At 60.0% G+C, this 14637-nt stretch carries 11 protein-coding genes; 8 read left to right on the top strand and 3 right to left on the bottom strand.

All coding sequences use genetic code 11. The features are described 5' to 3' along the window. Positions 1-182 precede the first annotated feature (182 nt). From hisD to QM596_RS03660, 6 genes are all read left to right on the top strand, one after another. Positions 183-1505: a histidinol dehydrogenase gene (gene hisD, locus QM596_RS03635; RefSeq protein WP_283308160.1), complete on the top strand. Its 1323-nt coding sequence runs from the start codon at positions 183-185 to the stop codon at positions 1503-1505. Then, positions 1502-2935 carry an aspartate ammonia-lyase gene (locus tag QM596_RS03640; protein WP_019745471.1) on the top strand — a complete coding sequence of 478 codons (1434 nt, stop codon included), beginning with the start codon at positions 1502-1504 and terminating at the stop codon, positions 2933-2935. Before hisD ends, QM596_RS03640 begins: the two co-directional genes overlap by 4 nt. Before the next feature lie 153 nt (positions 2936-3088). Then, positions 3089-4675, top strand: a complete 1587-nt coding sequence (locus QM596_RS03645) for a GMC family oxidoreductase (RefSeq protein WP_070796054.1) — start codon at positions 3089-3091, stop codon at positions 4673-4675. A gap of 41 nt (positions 4676-4716) precedes the next feature. Further along, positions 4717-6516: a thiamine pyrophosphate-binding protein gene (locus QM596_RS03650; RefSeq protein ID WP_031330783.1), complete on the top strand. Its 1800-nt coding sequence runs from the start codon at positions 4717-4719 to the stop codon at positions 6514-6516. Positions 6517-6547: 31 nt separating this feature from the next. Continuing rightward, positions 6548-7384, top strand: coding sequence for a sugar phosphate isomerase/epimerase family protein (locus QM596_RS03655; RefSeq protein ID WP_019745468.1), 837 nt, complete (start codon positions 6548-6550; stop codon positions 7382-7384). 50 nt (positions 7385-7434) lie between these two features. Continuing rightward, positions 7435-7575 (top strand): hypothetical protein, encoded by a 141-nt coding sequence (locus QM596_RS03660; protein WP_153211537.1) that lies wholly within the window; start codon positions 7435-7437, stop codon positions 7573-7575. 248 nt (positions 7576-7823) lie between these two features. Here QM596_RS03660 and QM596_RS03665 read toward each other — a convergent pair whose 3' ends face one another. From QM596_RS03665 to QM596_RS03675, 3 genes are read right to left on the bottom strand one after another with little or no spacing between them, the layout of a single operon-like run. After that, complete coding sequence (locus tag QM596_RS03665; RefSeq protein ID WP_070795630.1) at positions 7824-8603, bottom strand: ATP-binding cassette domain-containing protein; 780 nt, start codon at positions 8601-8603, stop codon at positions 7824-7826. 35 nt (positions 8604-8638) lie between these two features. Further along, the gene (locus QM596_RS03670) at positions 8639-9607 is read right to left on the bottom strand and encodes a sugar ABC transporter substrate-binding protein (protein WP_097386818.1); all 969 of its coding nucleotides are present in this window, start codon (positions 9605-9607) and stop codon (positions 8639-8641) included. Between the two features lie 48 nt (positions 9608-9655). Beyond that, positions 9656-10735: an ABC transporter permease gene (locus QM596_RS03675; protein ID WP_019745464.1), complete on the bottom strand. Its 1080-nt coding sequence runs from the start codon at positions 10733-10735 to the stop codon at positions 9656-9658. Between the two features lie 346 nt (positions 10736-11081). On the opposite strand from QM596_RS03675, the gene QM596_RS03680 reads away from it, so the two are divergent. Beyond that, complete coding sequence (locus tag QM596_RS03680; RefSeq protein ID WP_283308162.1) at positions 11082-12623, top strand: PucR family transcriptional regulator; 1542 nt, start codon at positions 11082-11084, stop codon at positions 12621-12623. 956 nt (positions 12624-13579) lie between these two features. Continuing rightward, entirely contained in the window at positions 13580-14626 is a 1047-nt protein-coding gene (locus QM596_RS03685; protein WP_019745461.1) for a LacI family DNA-binding transcriptional regulator, read from the top strand. Positions 14627-14637 lie beyond the last annotated feature (11 nt).

Genomic DNA, 14637 nt, shown 5'->3' on the forward strand with positions numbered 1-14637 from the left:
GCAGGCGCGAGCGCTGCACCTGCTCTGACCGTGAGCTTTCGAACGACCGGCATATCATGCACGGATTGGGCAGAATTTGGCAGAAGCGATTCCCCCTATGTGTCTTTTCGCTGGATCACTTCGCAGGAAAGCTAGGGCTATCAGTTTGATTTCATGCCTCACCTCGAAGGAGCAACCCGCCAATGTCGTTCGTTCTCAAAGCAGCAGTCGGCGAACCAGCGCAGCGTGCCAGCAATCCGGCGGTGGTCGACACTGTCGCGGGTGTGATCGCAGACATTCGTGCCAACGGTGACGACGCGGTCCGCAAGTACTCTGACCGTTTCGACCGGTGGTCACCGGATTCGTTCCGGCTCGACGAAGATCAGATCCGCGAGATCGTCAAGTCCGTCCCGACAACGGTCCTCGAGGACCTGCAGTTCGCGCAGCGTCAGATTCGCGACTTCGCCCAGGCTCAGCGCGATACCATCACAGACCTCGAGGTCGAGACTCTGCCCGGCGTGTTCTTGGGGCACCGGAACGTTCCGATCGACGCGGCTGCAGCCTACGTTCCGGGTGGCAGGTACCCGCTGACAGCGTCGGCGCACATGACGGTGCTGACCGCGAAGGTCGCAGGCGTCGAACGCGTCGCGGCTACGACGCCCCCGAACGACGGACTCCCGCCCCAGATCAGCATCACCGCAATGCATCTCGCCGGGGCCGACGAGATTTTCGTGCTCGGTGGCGTACAGGCGATCGCAGCGCTGGCTCTCGGTACCGAGACGATCGATCCTGTCTCGATCCTCACGGGGCCGGGCAACGCATACGTGGCAGAGGCAAAGCGTCAACTCTTCGGTGAGGTCGGAATCGATCTCTTTGCAGGCCCCACCGAAACACTGATCGTTGCCGACGATTACGCCGATCCGTTCACCATCGCAGTGGATTTACTCAGCCAGGCTGAGCACGGTCCGGATTCACCGTGTGTGTTGATCACGACGTCTGAGGCTGTGGGCAACGAGGTGACCAAACACATCGACGCATTGCTACCCGGTCTGGAGACGAACGCGATCGCCGGGCCTGCCTGGCGCGACCATGGACAGATCCACGTTGTCGGGACTCTCTCCGAAGCATATGAACTCGCGGACAAGTTTGCCTCCGAGCACGTACAGATCCTGACGCAGAATCCGCGTGAAGCGCTCGACAGCATGAGCAACTACGGTGCCCTTTTCCTCGGGGAAGGAACGTGTGTTCCATACGGCGACAAAGTGATCGGGACCAACCATGTACTTCCTACTCTTGGCGCTGCGCGCTACACCGGAGGGCTCTGGGTAGGGAAGTTCCTCAAAACCCTCACTTTCCAGGAGGTGCGCGATCCGGCGGCGAGCGCCAGGATCGGCGAGATCGCTGCGCGACTGTCCCGATTGGAACGCTTCGAAGGCCACGCCCGTTCAGGTGACCTGCGTGCGGCGAAGTTCGGTGGAGCAGAACTACCGTGGGGCGAGATCCCGGTGGCGGCAAACCTCAAATGACGATGCGCATCGAGCACGACCTGCTCGGTGATCGTGAAGTGCCTGCGGAGGCCTACTACGGCATCCACACGCTGAGGGCACTGGAGAACTTCCCGATCACCGGTATTCCTCTCTCGGTCCACCCGGACATGGTATCGGCGTTGGCCGCGGTCAAGCAGGCCGCGGCTCGGGCGAACGCCGACCTCGGAATCCTCTCGCCCGAGCATGCAACAGCGATCGAGCAAGCTTGCAAGGAGATTCGCGCGGGCAGGTTCGCCGACCAGTTCGTCGTCGACGTCATTCAGGGTGGTGCCGGCACGTCCTCGAACATGAACGCCAACGAAGTGGTCGCGAACCGCGCGCTCGAAATGCTCGGCCGCGAACGGGGGCAGTACCAATTCCTCCATCCTCTCGAACACGTCAACATGAGTCAGAGCACCAACGACGTCTACCCCACCGCGATCAAAATCGGCTTGCAAGGTGCGGTCACCAGGCTTCGAGGTGCGATGGACGAACTTGCAGGCGCATTCGCGGAGAAAGCAGCCGAGTTCTCCCACGTGCTCAAGGTCGGACGGACTCAGTTGCAAGACGCGGTCCCGATGACTCTCGGTCAAGAGATCGTCACGTTCGCCGTGATGATCAAGGAGGACTCTCAGAGACTGGAAGAGGCCGCTCGGTTGATCTCGGAGATCAACCTGGGAGGGACGGCGATAGGCACCGGTCTCAATGCGCACCCGGAGTACGCCAGACGTGTGCGTGAGCACCTGGTGTCGATCACCGGTCTCGACATCTCGACGGCATCGGATCTCATCGAAGCAACCCAGGACGTCGGGGCCTTCGTTCAGCTGTCGGGAGTGCTCAAGCGCACTGCGGTCAAGCTGTCCAAGATCTGCAACGATCTGAGATTGCTGTCCTCGGGCCCACGCGCAGGGCTGGGTGAGATCAATTTACCTGCGGTGCAGGCGGGTTCGTCGATCATGCCCGGCAAGGTCAATCCGGTCATTCCCGAAGTGGTCAATCAGATTGCCTACCGGGTGGTGGGAAACGATCTGACCATCACCATGGCTGCCGAGGCGGGTCAACTGCAGCTCAACGCATTCGAACCTGTCATTGCACACAGCCTGTTCGAGACTGCAGAACTCCTCACGCGGGGCTGCACTGTGTTGCGCGAGCGATGCGTGATCGGCATTACCGCCAACGTCGCGCATCTCGAACGAACGGTCGCGGCTTCGATCGGTGTCGTGACCGCGCTCAATCCCTACATCGGCTACACAGCCGCGACGGAATTGGCGGCGGACGCGCTTGCTTCCGGTCGCACCGTCGTGGAGTTGGTGCTCGAACGCGGGTTGTTGGGCAAGGAGGATTTGGACGCGATCATGGAGCCTGCGAATTTGGCACGAACTGCGATCGTGTCGGCTCCCGATTTCGATCCGCTCGTCCCGTCGACCTGACCAGGTCTTCAGGGCGGTTGACACCGCACATGTGGGCGGTATCGTTTAGTGATACGTATAACTACTTGCAGTCCTGTTGCGTCAGGATTGACAGAAGCTGAGTCGGCACGGTTCAAGGACGTACAGCGTCAAGCCAGCCAGGAGACGGAAACCATGTTCGAAAAGACACGAATGGACAGTCATCCCCCCTGTAAGAGCAACTACGACGTCATCGTCGTGGGAAGCGGAATGGGGGGTGGAACGATGGCATACGCTCTCAAGGATTCCGGCCTCGATGTGCTCTTGATCGAGAGGGGAGACTTCCTTCCACAGGAACGTCAGAATTGGGACCCCCGAGCGGTGTTCGAGAAAGATCGGTACAAGAACGCCGAAAAATGGGTCGACACCGAAGGGCGGGAGTTCGCCCCCGGCACCTACTATTACGTCGGCGGAAACACCAAATTCTACGGTGGCTCGCTGGTCAGGTTCAGGAGAGAGGATTTTCAGTCCTCACGGCATCACGACGGTGAATCGCCGGCATGGCCGTTCTCGTACGACGATCTCGAACCCTACTACGCACGTGCCGAGCAGGTGTACAAGGTTCACGGCGACCACACCGACGACCCGACGTTGCCACGCAACGAACCGTTTCCGTACCCTCCCGTAGGGCACGAGCCAGCGATACAGCAGGTCGCCGACGACATGCGTAAGGCGGGTTTCACCCCTTCCAATCTCCCTCTCGGGGTCGACCTTCGGCAGGGTGGGTCATGTATTCGATGCAAGACATGCGACGGGTTCCCCTGCCGTACCTTGGCGAAATCGGATGCCGACGTCTGTTGCGTGCGACCCGCACTCGATTCGGGCAACGTCGAAATCGTCACGAACGGGTACGTGGAGAAGGTGCTGACCGACGATTCCGGACGTCGAGCATCAGGCGTCGAAGTGACCCATCGCGGCGTCACCTCCACAGTACGTGCGGATACGGTCGTAATCTCCTGTGGTGCGGTCAATTCTGCAGCGCTGCTGCTACGTTCGGCCACATCTGTCCATCCTGACGGGCTCGCAAATTCCTCCGGAATGGTCGGTCGTAACTACATGGTGCACATGAACTCGATCATGGTGGCCATCGACCCACTCAAGAAGAACAAGTCCGAATTTCAAAAGACGTTGTACTTCAACGACTTCTACCTGCGTGGCACTGACGATCATCCGTATCCGCTAGGCCACGTGCAACTGATCGGGAAGCTCCAGGCGGAGATGATCAAGGGGCAACGGCCCCACATCCCCAAATGGGCGTTGAGCCTTGCCACGAACCGTAGTACCGATTGGTGGCTGTTCACGGAGGATCTGCCCAACCCCGAAAATCGTGTCACGCTGACTCCCGGAGGGCGTATCCAGATCGCATGGAAACCGAATAACGTCCGGGCACACGAGGTTCTGGTTCGCGAGACGCGAAAAATGCTTCGCAAGATCGGATTTCCGGTGGTCATCAGTGAAGGAACAGGGATAGAGGTCAACTCGCATCAGGCCGGAACCGTTCGGCTCGGTACCGACCCGGCTACATCGGTCCTCGATCCGAGTTGCCAGGCACACGATGTCGACAACCTGTATGTCGTCGACTCCTCCTTCTTTCCGTCGCTCCCGGTGATGAATCCGGCGCTGTCGATCGCGGCGAACGCGTTGCGTGTTGCAGATTCGATCATCGCTCGAAGCGGCGACTCCACGGCGGGTGCATCGCACGGCTCGTCGATCTCTGCATAAATTGCTCACCCCCAATTCTTTTCGATTCGAAAGTGAAGAACATGACTGTGCAAAAGCTCACCGGTGGCCAGATGGTGGTCGACATACTGATCCGTGAAGGAGTTGAAAAGGTATTCGCTATTCCGGGACACGGCAATACGGCGTTACTTGATGCGTTCGTCGACCGGGCCGACGAAATCGAGTTGGTTCCCGCCATCCACGAGCAGGGCGCCGCACACATGGCCGACGGCTACTACCGCGCATCGGGCAAGATCGCGGCCGTCTGTACTTCCATCGGACCGGGAGCGACAAACACCGTAACCGGAATCGCGACTGCGTTCGCGGACTCGCAGCCGATGATTCTGATCACCGGCGCCGTTCACACGTATATGGAGAACCGCGGCGTCCTCCAGGAGATCGATCGGCCGCACGGGAACAATTTCCCACGGATGGTCGAGCCGGTCGTCAAGCGCTGGTGGCAGCCCGGTCGACTCGAGCAGCTACCTTCCGCGATGGCTCAGGCGTTCAACACGATGCTCGAAGGTCGCAGAGGGCCTGTCCTGGTGGATATCCCGCAGGACCTGCAAGCTGAGTACGGCGACTATGTTCCAGAGTTGTACTCGCGCCGAGCTCAGACCCGGGCGACTGGTGATCCCGTCGCCATTGCCGAGGCAGCCAAGCTACTGGCGGGTGCTAAGCGTCCCGTGATCCTCGCTGGCGGAGGCGTCATCGCAGCCGAGGCCGGTGCTGAACTCCTCACACTGGCGGAACGTCTCGGCGCTCCCGTGACGCACTCCTTCCAGGGCAAAGGCGCATTCCCTGCAGACCACGATCTGTACGCGTGGCCGTGCGGCGACATGGGATCGATTCCGGGTAACGGAGTCACCAAGACCGCCGACGTCATTCTTGCAGTGGGTTGCCGGTTCAGCGATCGCATCACGTCCTCGTATCGCCCAGGAGTCACATTCGACATCCCTAACACGAAACTCGTTCACATAGACATCGACGGATTCGAGATCGGCCGCAACTACCCGGTCGAGGTCGGGATCGTCGGCGACGCCAAGACCTCGCTCTCGTCTCTGATCGACGAACTCGGCGCACCGGCAGCGGATTACGACTTCCGGGCAACCGACTACTACGCCGAACTTCAGGACTTGAAGGCACAGTGGGACGAGCACCTGCGCCCTATGCGTGAGACCGACTACTTGCCGATGACCAACTCGCGGGCAATGGTCGAGATCCGAAAGGTCCTTCCGCGTAACGGAATTCTGGTCACCGATTCCAGCAACCCGGCAAACCAGGCGTTCAACGAATTCCCGATCTACGAGCCGAAGAGCAACATCGTTGCCGGCGGATTCTCCGGAATCGGATTCGGTGTACCTGCCGCGATCGGCGCCGCGATCGGCGCACCGGACAAGCCGGTTCTCGCGCTCGTCGGCGATGGCGCGTTCCTACAGACCGGCACGGAGATCGCAGCTGCCGCCATGAGCGGCGTCAATGTCGTCTTCGTCGTTCTGAACAACGGTGGCTGGGAAGCAATCAAGGACCTCCAGATCAATCTCTTCGGCGCGGAACGGGAAATCATCTCAGGCTGGAAGTTGCCGGATGGATCCCCGTACTTCGCCGATATCACTGCGTTCGCGCAGTCCCTCGGATGCAAGTCCGAGCGAGTCGAGGATCCCGCAAAGCTCGGCGCCGCTGTTCAGCGCGCATTCGAGACCGAGGGCCCCGTAGTCATCGAGGCGATCAGTGCTCGCGAGCTGCCCTGGACCGAGATGCATGCAATGGGTTGGTGGGATATCACCGTACCGGCCTACCACGGCGAAGTTCGAGACGACTACGTGAACCAGCGCGGCTTCTGACCCACCCCTCACCGGAAAGTAGTTGTAAGTCATGGGCAACATCAAACTCGGACTTAATCTGGAGTTCGCGCGATACGAGAACGGCTCTTTCGATTGGGCCATGGACCAAGCTGCCGAGATCGGCTACAAGTACGTCGAGCCGATGGTGCACTGGGGTCGTGAACTGCTCAGTGCAGCAGGATATTTCCACAGCCGTTCCATGCTCGACGATCCGTTGATCCTGCGGAATGCGGCCGAAGATCGCGGTCTCAGCATCTCGTCGCTGTCGAGCCACGCGCCACTCGCCAAGCCGGAGGTGGCAGTGGAGTACTTCCGCCAGGCCATCCGCTACGCCGCGGAGGTGGGTTCTCCGATGATCATGGTCGACGATGGACCCACCCCGTCTTGGACCACGGAGGAAGAGAACTACACGCTCATGCGGTACACCCTGAAGGAGGCAGCGCTGGTCGCGGAACCCCGGGGTATCAAGATCGCAATCGAGACCCACGGGCCGTACACCGCGACTCCGGAGCGCCTCGACAAGATCATGAATTTGGTCGACAGTCCTGCCCTGACGATCAACCTCGATACCGGAAACAGCTACCTGAGTGAGAACGATCCGCACGAGTGGCTCGAAGCCATCATCGGTCAGGTCACGCACCTGCACGCCAAGGACATCGCGTTAGACGACGCGAAACGTCTACGCGGAAAAGTGCGAGGCATGCTGGGATGCGCATGCGGTGAAGGCGTCATCGACTGGAAGCGCATCGTCGACACACTCGCCGCGGCCGACCACGACGTCGTCTTGTCGGTGGAGTGCGGCACGCTCGACGCCGCGAAGAAGAGCTACACCCACCTCAGCGCATTGATCGAAGCAGTCGGTCAGTAGCCGTGTTCGGTTTGGAGACGCATCCGGGAAACATGAATACAGTCGTGATCATGGACCCGTCCGTGATGAAGCCGAGGATTCCGAACGGTGAAGTGCCGACCGTCGAGGAGTTCGTGACAGCCCCGCCTGCCGTACGCGCACTGCCGATCCCGCGGATCGAAGCCGTCGACGGCCGAATACAGATCAACTAACCGAACACCGAAAGTGCTCGGGCCCAACCTCATCAGGTTGGGCCCGAGCACTTTTCGTCTCGGCGGCTGTAGTTCTGCCTCGTCTGGGGCGGTGGGGGCCAGGTGGGCGATGGAAAGGGTCTCGGATGTCCGACGCCGACGGTGACGGTGAGACAGTGAGTCTCGGATCCGCGACACGAACAGGCCCGTCGACAGTCGTGGTGACTTCAGACGGGCCTGTACGTCGATCTGCTTGCAGCTACAGCTGCTTACGCGACGGCTTCTGCTGGTCGGGCGCCGGTGATCATCGAGACGATCTCGTCGGCGGTGGTTTCCTTGGTGTTTCGGCACCCGACGACCTGGCCTCGCCGGAAAACGTACACCCGGTCGGTCAGTTCCAGCACCTGTTGCATGTTGTGGCTGACGATGATGACCGCGACTCCGCGTTGTTTGAGGCGTTTGATGATGTCGTGGACGTGGGCGGTCTCCTGCAGGCCCAATGCCGCTGTGGGTTCGTCCATGATGATGAGCTTCGATCCCCAACCGGATGCGCGGGCGATGGCGATACCCTGGCGCTGGCCACCGGAGAGACCCCGAACGGTCCGGTGTACCTCGGGCACGTTCACTCCGATCTCCGTGAGCAATTCGGTTGCACGCTTGGCCATCTTGCGTCTGTTGAGCACGCTCAAGCCGCCCAGGTTGATCAGCTTCTCTTCACGCCCGAGGAACAGGTTGGTCAGGACGTCGAGGTCGTCTGCGAGTGAAAGATCCTGATAGACGGTTTCGATCCCGGCTTCGCGTGCATCGATTGGGCTTTGGAACTCACAGTCCGCACCGTCGAATCGGATGGTGCCATCACTCGACGGTTGCGCGCCGGAAAGGATCTTGACGAAGGTGGACTTGCCTGCGCCGTTGTCGCCCATGATGGCGATGTGCTCACCGTGTCCGACGCTGATGGAGGCGCCTTGCAAAGCTTTGACGCCGCCGTAGAACTTGGAGAGGTTCGTAGTCTGGAGAAGAGGCTCGGTGGTGTTGGTGATAGTACTCATTGAGGTGGTTCCGATCTGGGGGGGGTCGTCTCGAATCAGTACGCTGCGGGAGAGTCGGCGACATTGGCGGATGTTACGGGCGGGATCGGGACGAAGATCTTGGGTTGCACCGTGCCACCGTCCAGCAGGGTCAGCATGGCGGCGACAGCTTCTCGCGCCATCTCCTTGGGATCGCCGTTGATGGTTCCGTACGTGTCTCCCGCGAGGATGCTCTCGCGCATCTCTTCCGGATAGTCGTTGCCGACGAAGACGATTTCGCTTCGGCCCATCGACTTGGCCAGGCGGGCGCCCGCAGCCAATTCGGGTCCTTGCGCGACGACGGCGTTGATCTGCCCTGCCGGATACTTCGCGAGCCAGTCCTGGGTCAGGCTGATGGTCTTGTCGTTCGCCCAGTTGTTCGGCTGCTCTTCGACGAGTTTGACGTCGGGGAAGTTCTCCTGCAGTTCGGCACGGAACCCTTCCGACCGACCGATCTGCGGCCCACTGCCGAGGATGCCGGTCATCAAGGCGACGTTGCCCCGATTGCCAATTGCTCCTGCGACCATCTTCGCCTGCTCGCGTCCGACCTGAACGTCGTCGGTCCCGACGAACGAGGAGACCGGGGCGTCTTCTGACAGCGCCAGGGAGAATGCGATGACCGGGATTCCTGCTGCTTCGGCTCGTTTGATTGACGGAGTCATGCTGTCCTGGTCGCTGGGGGCGAGGAGAATTGCGTCGACCTTCTGCGTGACCAGCTGGTCCATTCCGCTACTCATCTGAGCGATGTCGTTGTGCCCGTTGACAACACTGAGCTTGTATCCCGCAGCTTCAGCTTCTTCTTGCACAGTCGAGATGGCTACGTTCATCCACGGGTCGACGCCGACGTCGTACACCACGAAGCCCAGCGTCTTGTTCGCACCCGAGGAAGGTGCGGTTCCGCAGGCCGTGAGTGCGACGGCGACGAACGCGGCCAGGCAAAGGGCAAATGCGGTTTTGATTGTTCGGGACGTTCTTCTTGCGGTCATATGTTGTCACTCCTGGAATGTGGTTGGCTGCGACTGGAATCGGACGTATCAGCGTTTGCGGGCGCTGCGGAACGCTTCGAAGCCGACTGCGAGCAGAACGGCCGTACCCGTCAGCGCCGGCTGCCAGTAAGCGGAAACGCTGTACAGGTTCAGTGCGTTTGTGAGGACGGTGAGCGACAGGATGCCGATCACCGCGGAGCTGATGCCGCCGACTCCGCCAGTGAGTGGTGTGCCGCCGATGATGACGGCGGCGATGGCGAGGAGTGCCCACTGTGTACCTGTTGCCGGACTCCCGATTCCCGAGATCGAGACGAGAAGAATTCCTGCGATGGCAGCGCACAGTCCGCCGATGGCATAGACGGCAATCAGAACCCGATCGACATGGATTCCGGCACGACGCGAGCCTTCCTTGTTGCTCCCGACGGCGTAGATGTGCTGGCCGAAGAGCGTGCATCGTAAGACGAACAACAGAATCAGGATGACCACGACGAATGTGAGACTGGCAAAGGAGATTCCAGCGATGTTCCTCAAGCCAAGATCGGTCCATCCGGAAGGAAGAGGAGCGATCGGGGTGGCGCCGGTTGCGGCGTACAGCAGTCCGGTGACGACGGCTTGTGTACCGAACGTGGCCACAAATGGGTTGATGCCGATCTTGGCTACGAGGATGCCGTTCACGAAGCCGGCGAGTAGACCGGCGACCAATCCGACGAGAATTCCGATGGCTATACCGTGCTGGAGACTGACGTACGCTGCCGCGCATCCGGCTGCCGCTGCCACGATTCCGACCGAGAGATCGAAGCCACCTGAGATAATCATCAGCTGCATACCGCCGGCAATGATTCCGACCATCGCCGCCTGTTGCAGCACGTTCAGCAGGTTGTCCGACTGCCGAAAGATCGGGTTGGCGATGCACAGAATCACCACCGATGCGGCCAGTACAGTCAGCATCACCCGCTGAACGACCTGCGACGGTGTGCTTGGCAGAATGCGTTTGAGCAGAGCAGGTAGCCATTCCTGCGAGGATGCGTGGGGCGGCTGGGGTGCCGCGGAACGAGTGGAACGGCCGACGTCATCGACAGAGATTCGCGCGCTTGGCGGCCGTTTCTGCTGGTCTTCGGTCAGGGGCATTGAGGACTCCTCGAAAGGGTGTGTCGGTGTTCGGTCGAAAGAGCGAAATCAGGTCACCCGGCGGCACGGCGTTGTGCGTGTCGAGATTTGGATCGGTGCCATGCAGTTCGCGTTCGGTTCGTGAACCGGTAGCGATTACTCGGACGGTGGGCCGGGTCTATATGGGCGCTGAAACAAATCTTCGGACAGGTAGGAAGCGGGTTCGCCATATGTCTCAACTCTGTTTGGCGCCCCCCGGTGAAGCCCTGGGGTTGTAGAAATACTGTCCTGTGACTGCATTCACAGCTAGACGCAAGGCGGGAAAGATGTCTCGGCTGGGCGACACGTTTTGTGTAGTGTCTTTGACATGTCTTTCACGGTTGCGGACGCTCTGGAACTCTCACTGATCCGCGCGGCCGGTCCTCACGTACTCACCAACGGAACGGACCTGGATCAACGCGAAGTCCGATGGGTTCACTCGTCCGAGATCCCCGATATCGCACGATTTCTCAGCGGTGGCGAATTGTTGCTGACGGCGGGCCTCGGTATAGGGGAAACAGAAGCCGAGCAGCGTGCTTACGTGAAGGCGGTTTCTCGAGCGGGTGCGGCAGCTCTGGCGATCGAAGAATCCGGTCGCATGTTCGATCGAGTTCCTGAAGCTGTTGTACAGGAAGCCCAACAAATGCTGCTTCCGGTGATCGCGTTGACCCACGAAGTGTCGTTCGCCGGAGTCTCCGCCCAAGTGCACGAAATTCTGACCGAAATGCGACTTCGGAGCCTGACTCGTGAGCGTGAGGTCGAAGCAACATTCTCGGGATTGCTGCTCGACGGCGCAGACCATCTCGGAATAGTGGAGACTCTGGCGGCGCTCACCGACAGCACGGTGGTTCTGGAAAACATCGCGCACCGGGTGACGGTCTATTTTTCAGTGGACGGTGTCGAATTCGATGACGACGAGTGGAATCGTCACGCCAGAGTATCGCACGACAATGAAACTGATTGTGTCCGAAGGCCCGTCGTCATGCGTGGTCAACCGTGGGGGTGGATCCACGTGCTCCAGGGACAATCGCCGACCGCGCCGTTCTCGGCTGAATTCGCGGCGGAGCGGGCAGCAGCAGCGATCGCGATCTCGCTTCTCACCGATCGTAGCCGCGAGGCGCGTGACGATCAGCGCAGTACCGCTTTGATGACACACTTGCTGCTGGGAGAAATTTCCGGCGATGAGTTCGTGAAGCAGGCCAGTCGTCTGGGGTATCGGCTCGGATCTGGCCTGATGCGAGTGTTCGTGGCCAACAAGAATACTCGTGACGATTCTGGTGGAATCCGGCCCAAGCGCAGGAGCAGTCCCAATGCGATCAGTGCCGACATGGGTGATTACATCGTCACGGTGGCGCCGGAAGTGAGTGGCCGTCCGCCGGAGATCGAGGATCTTGTCGGTTTCGTCGGAGCGGGTGTCGGTGTGAGCCGCGCTATTTCACGTGACATGGTTGCTGTCGCGCTCACTCAAGCGCGCAGTGCTGCGGCGGTCGCCCGAGCTTCTGGTGGTGTCCTTCACTTCGACGAACTGGGGGTCGAGCGGATTTTGGTGACCCTGGCGCAGGGCCCGGAACTGGCGAGCTTCGTCGAAGACGAATTGGGTCCGTTGTTGACGAAGGATGCGCACTCGGCCAGTCCGCTGCTGCCGACACTGCGTGCGTTTCTCAGCGTCGACGGGCGCAAGACCGAAGCGGCGGACAAACTCTACGTGCAGCGCAGAACTCTGTACAACAGGTTGGAGCGGATCTCCACGATTCTCGGAAAATCCCTTGATGCCCCGGAAACACGGCAGCGCTTGCTGTTGGCAGTCAAAGGTCTTGAGCTGCTGGAGGGTTCGGCGATCAGTTCGTCGCGACGTTCCGGAAGGAACTAGCGTTCCGACTTCGATGAGGGGGACGGCGGTTCCTGTCGTGGCTAAACCTATACCGATCGCCCTGCGAGCTCCGCGCGCGGCAATGAGACGGCCTGTTGCCAGCAATCCGCACAGGGAACCACCGGGCAGTCCCAAGATGACGAAACCGAATCCGCTGGTGGTGAGCTCGAGTGCATTCTTGACGTCGGGTGTCACTGTCACCCAAGAGGCTTGGCAAGCTCCGAGAAGTGCGAAGATGACAAGCTGTGCCCATTTCGTGCGGACGAGCACGAAGGTCAACTTCGGGTAGAGCATTTCGTTGATTTTCTTCGTGGAGGGTTAAGTGAATCGTATCACCTGGTGATACGATTCACTCGTGTCTGTGGTGGTGAAACAAGGTGAAGGTTGAGATGTGGCGCGACAGGCGGAAGTATCGCAAACCACGGTGTCGCGCCTACCGTCTCCCGAAGTGTTCGGTCGGGGTAATCGCCGCTGCCGACAGTACCTCTCACGGACGTCATCGTTCGTACATTCGCGGGACCTTCAGTGCAGAAACATCTTTGAAACTATCGAGGCAACGGCAGGAGTGGGGCGACGAACATGGCTAGTCACCGTATGGAGGAAGAAGTGGGGTACGTCTGTGTCACGTGTCGCCATATCGGTTCGTCGTTGCCTATGCCCAAGCCGTCTGTGCCGCTGGCCGTGCGAGCTCGATGCAACCTCTGTGGCGAGATCGACACGGCGATGTCGGGGCGGAAAGACGATGTGCCATACCGTGTCGAGCTCTTCGGGGGCTTTCGTAGAGCTTGGACGCATGCAGTCCGGTGTGGGCGAATGTGTGAACACCATCTACTGTGACGACAGGTCAACCGAAGCCAACACTCGGTTGAAACGAGACCACGATAGAATTCGTGAGATCGTCAAGGGTTACGGCGGATGATTCGTCCGGAGCAAGGGGAGTCGCTTCAGTGGTTACGATGAAGGACGTGGCGCGGGCAGCAGGCGTCTCCCAAGCCGCTGTCTCATACGCGTTCAGTAACTCTCCGAAAGTTTCTGCATCGCAGCGCGATCACATCTACGCAGTCGCTCAGTCTCTGTCCTACGCCGGGCCGAACATCGTCGGCAGTAGCCTGCGCTCCGGCCGAGTTGGAGCGGTTGGCATCATGGTGATGGAGTCGTTGGGGCACGCACTGGAAGACCCGTCGACCATGCTGTTGATGAAGGGGGTAGTCGAAGTCAACGAACTCGCCGACGTTGCCCTCACTTTGTTGCCGTTGGTCTCCAGTAGGGAAGAAGGATTCAATTCTCCCGCGGTCAGAGGTTTGGTCGACGGAGTAGTCCTGCACAATGTAACTCCTACCCACCCGATCATTGCGGCCCTGATTCACTCAGGAACGCCGGCAGTTGCGATCGATTCACCCGCGGACTGCGGCTTGCCATTCATCGGAATCGATGATCGCGCTGCGGGATTCAAGCAGATGGCCCATCTCTTGGATCTCGGGCACCGAAGAATCGGTGTGGTCTGCGAACGTTTGAACATCGGTGGCACCGATGGGCCGATCTCCAAGGCAGTTGTCGAACACTCTTCGGAGCGGGTCCAGCGAGATCGGATCCTCGGGTACTTCGATGCTGCAACTGCACGGGGAGATGCCGGTATCTCGATTGAGGTTTACGAGGCTTCAGGTATCGATCGTGACAGCGGCGTCCGTGCTGTTCGCTCGATGGTCGAGATACTGAATCCGACCGCAATAGCCACGACATCAGATGTCTTTGCCGTCGCTGCCTTGAGCGTGCTTCGTGGCATGAATATCTCAGTACCTGAGGTTGTTTCGGTTGTCGGATTCGACGATGCGCCAATCGCCGAACTCATGGATCTGACCACTGTGCGTCAACCGCTGGTGGAGAAGGGGCGCGCCGCAGCTTCCATGCTGCTCGACAATATCGACGGCGCCAAGCGGAGGCAGAAAATCTTCAAAACCAAGCTGATCGTCCGAAACTCGACAGGCCCGGTCAGCACAGTCTGAACGAGACCATG

The sequence above is a fragment of the Rhodococcus sp. IEGM 1406 genome, from assembly GCF_030056745.1.
In the GTDB taxonomy this organism is placed as follows: Bacteria; Actinomycetota; Actinomycetes; order Mycobacteriales; family Mycobacteriaceae; genus Rhodococcus_F; species Rhodococcus_F erythropolis.

Excerpts from the sequence above, each read along its gene's own strand:
- QM596_RS03685 (WP_019745461.1), top strand. The coding sequence starts at position 13,580 with ATGAAGGACGTGGCGCGGGCAGCAGGCGTCTCCCAAGCCGCTGTCTCA.
- QM596_RS03675 (WP_019745464.1), bottom strand. The coding sequence starts at position 10,735 with ATGCCCCTGACCGAAGACCAGCAGAAACGGCCGCCAAGCGCGCGAATC.
- QM596_RS03640 (WP_019745471.1), top strand. The coding sequence starts at position 1,502 with ATGACGATGCGCATCGAGCACGACCTGCTCGGTGATCGTGAAGTGCCT.
- QM596_RS03680 (WP_283308162.1), top strand. The coding sequence starts at position 11,082 with ATGTCTTTCACGGTTGCGGACGCTCTGGAACTCTCACTGATCCGCGCG.
- QM596_RS03650 (WP_031330783.1), top strand. The coding sequence starts at position 4,717 with ATGACTGTGCAAAAGCTCACCGGTGGCCAGATGGTGGTCGACATACTG.
- QM596_RS03665 (WP_070795630.1), bottom strand. The coding sequence starts at position 8,603 with ATGAGTACTATCACCAACACCACCGAGCCTCTTCTCCAGACTACGAAC.
- hisD (WP_283308160.1), top strand. The coding sequence starts at position 183 with ATGTCGTTCGTTCTCAAAGCAGCAGTCGGCGAACCAGCGCAGCGTGCC.
- QM596_RS03645 (WP_070796054.1), top strand. The coding sequence starts at position 3,089 with ATGTTCGAAAAGACACGAATGGACAGTCATCCCCCCTGTAAGAGCAAC.
- QM596_RS03660 (WP_153211537.1), top strand. The coding sequence starts at position 7,435 with ATGGACCCGTCCGTGATGAAGCCGAGGATTCCGAACGGTGAAGTGCCG.
- QM596_RS03655 (WP_019745468.1), top strand. The coding sequence starts at position 6,548 with ATGGGCAACATCAAACTCGGACTTAATCTGGAGTTCGCGCGATACGAG.
- QM596_RS03670 (WP_097386818.1), bottom strand. The coding sequence starts at position 9,607 with ATGACCGCAAGAAGAACGTCCCGAACAATCAAAACCGCATTTGCCCTT.